This is a genomic window from Streptomyces rimosus subsp. rimosus, assembly GCF_000720725.1.
In the GTDB taxonomy this organism is placed as follows: Bacteria; Actinomycetota; Actinomycetes; order Streptomycetales; family Streptomycetaceae; genus Streptomyces; species Streptomyces rimosus_A.
On sequence record NZ_JOCQ01000185.1, the window covers coordinates 1 to 7,235 of the forward strand.

The following is a 7,235-nucleotide window of genomic DNA, read 5'->3' on the forward strand; positions in this document are numbered from 1 at the left end:
CCTGCGCGACGGCGCCGGCCACCGCGCCGGCCACCGCGCCCGCCACGGCCTGGACTCCGCCGCCGGACACGGCGACCACGGCGGAGGCGGAACGGGCGGTGGCGGCGGAACGGGCGGTGGCTCGGGAGACGGTGGTGGCTCCGGTAGTGGCGGTGGCTCGGGAGACGGGGGCGGATCCGGCAGCGGCAGCCGCTCCGGGAGCGGTTCGGGAACCGGGAGCGGTCCGGCATCTGGCAGCGGGGACAGCGGCAGCGGCTCGGGTTCGGGCAGCGGCAGCGGCAGCGGCAGCGGCTCGGGCAGCCATGCGAGTGGCGGCTCGAATTCCGGGGCCGACGGCTCGGGCTCCGGGAGTTCGTCCGGAGGAACGGGTTCCGGAGCTCATTCGGGCTCGGGTGCGGGCTCAGGTTCGAGTACGGGCTCGGACTCCGGCGGGACCGGTCGGAGCGGTGTGTCCCACGCATCCGGCGACGGCGCATCCGGCCCCGGCACATCCGGCGACGGCGCATCCGCCGGGACCGGCAACACCAGCCACACCGGCAATACTGGAAGCACCGGTCACACCGGCTCCAACGGATCTGACGGGTCGCCCTCTCGCCCCACCGCACAGCCGCTGCCGCCGCCCGAGCAGCGCTCGCCCTTCGACAGCGGCTACCAGGGCGGAGACGGGCACAACCCGTACGGAGCGGACGGCCACTCCGACACGCCGTCCGCCCGGCAGGACGCGGGCACCACCCCGGAGACCGGACGCCCGGCCCCTGACTCCGCCGGCACCCGGCCCACCCCGGACCACGCGCACCCTGCCCCCGAGTCCGGCAGCACCCACCCGACGCCCGGCCCCGGCGCCGAGCCGGTCTCCACCCGTCCGACGCCTGACCACACCCCGGACTCGGCTCGTCCGGACACCGACAACAATCCGGCCAACGTCTCCACCCAGCCCGCTCCGGGTCCGCCGCCTCCCACCCACCCGGACGCGGCGCCCGCGCCTGGTCCGGAACCCGACGCCGCCCCGGCACCGGACCATTCCACCGCGGAACACCCCGCCCCGCGGCAGGACACCCCCAGCGGCACGTCCGATCCCCGGCCTGACACATCCGCCCCGGGCCCCGTCCAGGGCAACCCCCCGAACAACAGCAACGACGGCTCCGGCTCCGCGCCCGGTGACAACGGCTCCGCCGGCACCGGCGGCGGCCGCCCCGCCATGCCGCAAGCGGGCACGCCGCCCCAGGGCGCCCCCGGTCAGCACTCGCCGTCCCACCACCAGCCAGTACAACAGCGCGACCCGGCTCCAGGCGACCCCATGCCGCACATGGGAGACGACACCGAACTGTCCACCCAGTCCGCGGCCACCGCGACCGCCCCGCCACCCGTCACCGCGCACACTTCCACCCCGGACGCGGGCCCCACGCCCGGCCCGACGCAGAACACCCCGCAAAACGCGGGACCGGCCATGGGCGTGCCCACCGCCACGCCGCCCCACGCGGGCCCCACCCCGTCGAACACCACCCCGCCGCGCAGCAGCACACCGTCCAACGCGAACACCGCGTCGCAGCCCAACCGCCGCCCGGACGGCCGCCGTCCCGATGGCCGCCGCCCCATGCAGGACGTCACCCAGCAGCCGCGCCCCGACCGCCCGCCGCGCAACTCCCGTCCGGACGGCCCACGCAGCCCCGATGCCCCCACCACCCCGCCTCACGACAACCGCCGCCCCGACGGCTCGCAAATCGTCCAGGACCACACCCAGCACCCACGTCCTGAAGCTCCGCCGCACAACCCCCGCCTCGACGGTCCCGCTCGGGCTGACCACACCCAGCCGGTACGGGGCGACCAGGCATCGACTCGCCCGGACGCACCCCGCTCCGACGCGCACCGCCCCGACCAGCCCCAGTCACGCCCGGATACGACCCGCCCGGACGCGCCTGCCCAGCCCTCGCCCCACCAGTCCCCTCAGCCTTTCCAGCAGCACCCCAACCAGCCTCCCCACCAGCAGCCGCACCCACAGCAACAGCCGCACCCGTACCAGCAGCAGCCCTATTACCAGCAGCCCAACCTCCAGAGCCACCAGCCCACCACCCCTCAGCACATCCCTCACCCGCAAACCCCACCCAACCACCAGCAGCCGCAGCACCAACAACAGCCGCACCCCCAACAGCAGCCTCCGCAGCACCAGGCCAACCAAGCCCACCCCCAGCAGAGCCACCAGCAACACCCCGCCCCTCACCACCAAGCGCCGCAGCACCAGCAGCCGCAAGCTGTTCCCCAGCCTCCGCGTCCGTCCTTCAATGACGTCAGGGTGAGCCTCAATCACCATCCCCACGGTCTGTACTTGCCCGCGCCGCGCGACCAGCAGGCGTTGCTGCACCACTTCCCGCGCAATCCGGACGGCGCTTTTCAACGCTTCCCCGACCCGTTCCAGCGCTGGGCCCAGTTGCAGAACGACGGCGGTATGGGAGTCCTGGGCCGTTCCAACAACTGCGCCGACTGCACCCGTTCCTTCATCGAGTCGTGGTTCGGCAATCCCCAGGTCTCCGCCACCCGCACCTATGACCGTGATGCCAACGGTGACTTCGACCGGAACAGCGGCGAACGTAACGGCACCAACAACATCGAGAACTGGGCCGGCACCACCTTCCGCGCCTCCGGGAACAACGCACATGAGGGTTACGCCCGAATAGCCGACGAACTCCGCCAGGCCGGACACGGCGCGGTCGCCGCTGTCCTCGTCACCTGGCCGACGAGGCCCAATGGCAGCAGCGGTGGTGCTCACGTGTTCAACGCGGTCAACCACAACGGCCGCGTCATCTGGGTGGACAGCCAGTCCGGACAAGTCAGTCACCAGCCGCTCGGCACCAACGCCACAGGGGTCTGGCATCTCACGCTCGACGCCAACCGCAACCCGTACGACCCCACGCGATCCCAAGTTCCCGTATTGCCTCAGCAACCTCCGCACACGCACCAGCCCACTCCGTACCAGCCCACCCCGTACCAGCCCACTCCGCACCAGCAGCCGCAACCTCAGCCACAGCAACCCACTCCCCATACCCACCAACCGGGGCCCTACCAGCAGCCGCAGCACCCCGCGCCGTACACTCAGCAGCCGCATCAGCCCGGGCCCTACGCGCAGCCGAGCCCTCGCGTTCAGCAGCCTGCCCCTCATGTACAGCCGGGGCCGTACCAACAGCCGCATCAGCCTGGCCCTCAGGTGCAACCGAGGCCGTACGTCCAGCAGCAACCCGGGCCGATCCAGCAGCCGCAGCCGCAGCCGCAGCCGGGTCCTTATACGCAACAGCACCCGCATGCCCAGCAACCAGGCCCCTACCAGCAGCAGCCGCAGCCCACTCCGTACGCTCAGCAGCCGTATCAGCCCGGTCCCTACCCGCAACCTGGCCCTCAACAGCAGCCGCAGCCACAGCAGCAGAACCCGTACGTCCAGCAGCAGCCAAGGCCTTACGCGGAACATCAGCCACACCAGCAGCAGGCACCCCGGACTCAGCCGTACCAGCAGCAGCCGCAACCCGGCCCCCACCAGCAGAATCAGCAGCTGAACCCGTACACCCAGTCTCAGCAGCATCAGAACCAGCAACACTCGACTCGGCAGGAATCACCCACTCAGGAGCAACCGCCCACCCGGCAACAGGCATCGCCTCAGGACCACATGCCGGTCCAGGACCACATGCCGGTCCAGGAGCACATGCCGGTCCAGGACCACACCGAGCCTGCTCCCGACCGCGGGCCGTTGCCGCCCCCGGACCCCGACTCGCTGCATGCCATCCGGGCCGATCTGGATCAGGAGACCGGCGGTCTCCGTGCCCCCGATCCCGTTGACCAGCAACGGCTGGAGGATGCGCACCCACGGAATCCCGACGGTACGCCGCAACGCTTCGCCAACCCCTTCGACTCCTGGGGCCAGCTTCAGAACGACGGTGGCGACACAGTTCCCGGGCGCGGCAACAACTGCGCCGACTGTTCCCGTTCCTTCCTGGAGACCTGGTACGGCAACCCCCAGGTCTCCGCACCGCGCACGCTCGACACCGACGAGCACGGCAAAGTGCTCGCCTGGAAACCCGAGGACAACTCCAACGAGAATCAGATCCGCTGGAGCGGTGCCACCCACTCCTACGCCGGCCGTGGCGACGATCCCCACACCGCAGCCCGTATCGCGCACGACCTCCAACAAGCAGGCCACGGGGCAGCCGCCATCGTGCAGGTCAACTGGCCCAACGGCCGTGGCGGCCATGCGTTCAACGCGGTCAATCACCACGGGCAGATCATTTGGGTGGACGCCCAGTCCGGAGCGGTCAGCACGGACCCGCTGCACATCTCAAGAGCGGAACACGCCTTTTACATCCCGCTCGACGCCAACCGTCAACCGCTCCACGCCAATCAGGTGGTGGAAAAGCCTGACGGTGCTTCCACCGAGACGTCCGAGAACAACCCGGACACCAGTACCAAGCCGACACATACCGACACCGATAGAAACCTCAACTCCGACACCGACTCCAACACCAACTCCGACTCCAACACCAACACCAACTCCGACACCGACTCCCACGACTCGTCCGCCGACAAGGCTGCCGACGAGCCGACCGAGTCGTCGACCGATCACGGCACGGCCGAGCCGCGGCACGCGGACACCGATGAACAGACGTCCAGGCCTCTTCCGAGCCACCGCGAAAGCCCGCCCGCGCACCGCGGCGCGGGCATTTCCCAGCACCTGGCCGAGGCACTCCGCAACGATCCTCAACCGATGAGATACGGCAGGCCGGTCGAGGAAACCTCAGACGGCGTAATGCCCGCCCAGGACCCGCCGACCTGGAATTCGCACCCGGGTGACCCGCGTTCACAGGACCCGCGCCCGCAAGAGCCGTCCGAACCTGCCGGTGTCGATGTGCCTCACAAGGACGGGAACGAGCCGCCGGCCGAACCATCGGGCGGCGAACCGGACCCGTCGGACGGCCATCATGACCTCGCGCAGCACGAGGTAGGCGATGCCGACCAGGACCGGGACCACGACCCGGCCGTGCGGTTCAAGGTTCCTTCGGCCGGCGACGTGCGCGTGGACGACCCGCCGGAGTTCCCCGATCCGGTCGATCCCGGTGATGCTCCCGATACCCGTGATCTGGATTCGGAGGTGGAAGACAAGAGGCGTGGCGGGTTTGTCGAGCAACTCGACCTGAACGACACCGACCGAGTGCAGCTGGACGACAACGGCCTGATCACGAGTATCGACGGGAAAACTGTCCGAGAGTATGTGCAGGAAATGTCCGAGGAGCGGGCACGCAAGCACGCGGACATGTTCGTCGATGGTGACGGACCTTGTTCGGCCTTGGCGATCGACCGCCGCACCGGTCTGATCACCGAGGGCCTCAACGGTGACCCGGACGATGTGATCAGGCCGAAGCACCTGCACCCGCTGCTGCGCGAGAATTACTTGGGCATGGCCGCCTGGATGCATCCGATCATGGTGTCGGAGGGCGAAATCCGGATAGGTGACAAAATCGCCCCGGATGGTTCGGTGGCGCGGGATGAAAATGGAAAAGTAATCCCCAAATCGGAGATGGTCTATACTGGGCAGGCCTACTTCGACAACCCTTTGCGGCATGCCGAGGTGAAAGCCGTGAATGAGCTGCTGTGGGCTCGTCAGCGAAAGCATGAAGCGGACTGGCGCAAGGAGCACGGGGAAGATTCTACGCCGCCGCCGCTGAGCCGTGAGGCGCTGGACGAAATGCGGTTCGACCCGCGGTGGATCGAAACTGCTGTCGTGAAGAGGGGGAAGAACAAGGGCAACATCATTCACTCCGTCGGCGAATCAGCGCCGGCCTGCCCGAACTGCAACGGTGTTCTCCAGGGCGTCCCGAGCTACGCCGGCCGCCATCAGTACTCCATCGGCGACTACCGGCGCAGGGACGAAGCCAATTACATACCTCCCGTAATGGAATGAACGTGCGTATCGAATACGAAGACACACACCGGGACGAGGACGCCCGCTTGCACTGCGGGGACGAGCTGGTCACAGGTGAGGTCGTCACCCGCGACCGAGAGGGCCGAATCATCGCTCTCATCTCTTACGTCGAAGGGGTCCCGTCCGGACCGCACATCCGGTGGTATCCGGACGGCACGAAGAAGAAGGAAGGCCAGACTCGTTGGGGCCTGGCCGTGGGGGACTGGCGCAAATGGCACTCGAACGGCCGGCTCGCCGAGCACACCGTCTTCAACAACGAGGGAATGCCGGTGCGCAGTCAGGCGTGGGACAAGGACGGCAATCTCACGGAAGACGACTGAGGCGCGGCCTGACTCGCGTCGTCGGGCATGTACCCGGGCCGGTTTTGCGCCCGGGACGTCCGCCCGAACGGCAATCACGCTGAACAGGAGAAAACCGCCATGGCACAAGAACCCCCCATGCCGCCGACCACTCCCGAGGAAGCCCTCGCCATCGTGCTCAGCCGTTACGCCCACCCCAAGCTGGCGGACGGTTCCCCCGCACCGATGCATGTCCACGAATTCGACATCGGCTATCTCGTCTACCCCACCTACCCGCCCACCGGACCGGTGGACCCGGCAGCCCCACCGATGCCCGCACCGCCCGGTGGCGCGAACGTCGTCGTGGCCAAGGACACGGGTGAGACGGTCACCGTCCCCAACGTCGACAACGACTCGGCCATCGCGAGTTACCGCAGGCACCGCGCGCGCACGGCCGACTCCTAATACGTTCCTTCGCGGGAACCAACGGCCCAACCGGGCGCGTGCGGTGGTGACCACTCCGCGAGTGCCGCCCCAGGTCGCGGAAACGCGTCCACGCTGCCGAACACCAGGGGCGCTGATCGGTCCGGGCAGTGCCCGTCGGGGAAGTGGCCAGGAGCGTCGTCGCCTCCCCGACGGGCACTGCGCAGGGCATGACGAACGCAGAAGCCAGTCCGGAAATGAACTCGACGCCACTGTCCTGCGATTTCCGGCTCACGGCACGGAAACTCTGATCCGACGATCCCGCAGCATACGGCCACCCAATACAAAGACCCCGCATCCAGCGTTATCTGCTGGCGGCGGGGTCTTCAGGCACCTCATGCAAGGTGCCCCCGGCAGGATTCGAACCTGCGCACACGGCTCCGGAGGCCGTTGCTCTATCCCCTGAGCTACGGGGGCTTGTCGGCCGGTGTTGCGGCGACGGGTAGAACACTACCAGCTCCGGAGGGGTGTTCATGAACGGGTTGGGGGAGGGGCGGGGTAGCGCATGTGGGGGT

General features: G+C 68.7%; 4 protein-coding genes and 1 tRNA gene. 3 read left to right on the forward strand and 2 right to left on the reverse strand.

The features are described from left to right. Window positions 1-1,885: 1,885 nt before the first annotated feature. The gene (locus IH45_RS1000000149145) at window positions 1,886-2,248 is read right to left on the reverse strand and encodes a hypothetical protein (RefSeq protein WP_158813472.1); all 363 of its coding nucleotides are present in this window, start codon (window positions 2,246-2,248) and stop codon (window positions 1,886-1,888) included. A 42-nt stretch (window positions 2,249-2,290) separates the two neighbouring features. Between IH45_RS1000000149145 and IH45_RS1000000149150 the strand changes: the two genes are divergently transcribed. The 3 genes from IH45_RS1000000149150 to IH45_RS0141895 all read left to right on the forward strand — a co-directional run bounded on the left by IH45_RS1000000149150 (window position 2,291) and on the right by IH45_RS0141895 (window position 6,702). Then, complete coding sequence (locus IH45_RS1000000149150; protein WP_158813474.1) at window positions 2,291-5,938, forward strand: toxin glutamine deamidase domain-containing protein; 3,648 nt, start codon at window positions 2,291-2,293, stop codon at window positions 5,936-5,938. A gap of 2 nt (window positions 5,939-5,940) precedes the next feature. Beyond that, a complete protein-coding gene (locus IH45_RS01000000144725; RefSeq protein ID WP_050515571.1) occupies window positions 5,941-6,279 on the forward strand; it encodes a toxin-antitoxin system YwqK family antitoxin in 339 nt (112 codons plus the stop codon). 99 nt (window positions 6,280-6,378) lie between these two features. Next, a complete protein-coding gene (locus IH45_RS0141895) occupies window positions 6,379-6,702 on the forward strand; it encodes a hypothetical protein (protein WP_030682134.1) in 324 nt (107 codons plus the stop codon). A 363-nt stretch (window positions 6,703-7,065) separates the two neighbouring features. Here IH45_RS0141895 and IH45_RS0141900 read toward each other — a convergent pair. Further along, window positions 7,066-7,137 (reverse strand) — tRNA-Arg (locus IH45_RS0141900). Window positions 7,138-7,235 lie beyond the last annotated feature (98 nt).

What these genes read in the sequence shown, in the direction of transcription:
- IH45_RS0141895 (WP_030682134.1), top strand. Translation starts at nt 6,379, where the DNA reads ATGGCACAAGAACCCCCCATGCCGCCGACCACTCCCGAGGAAGCCCTC.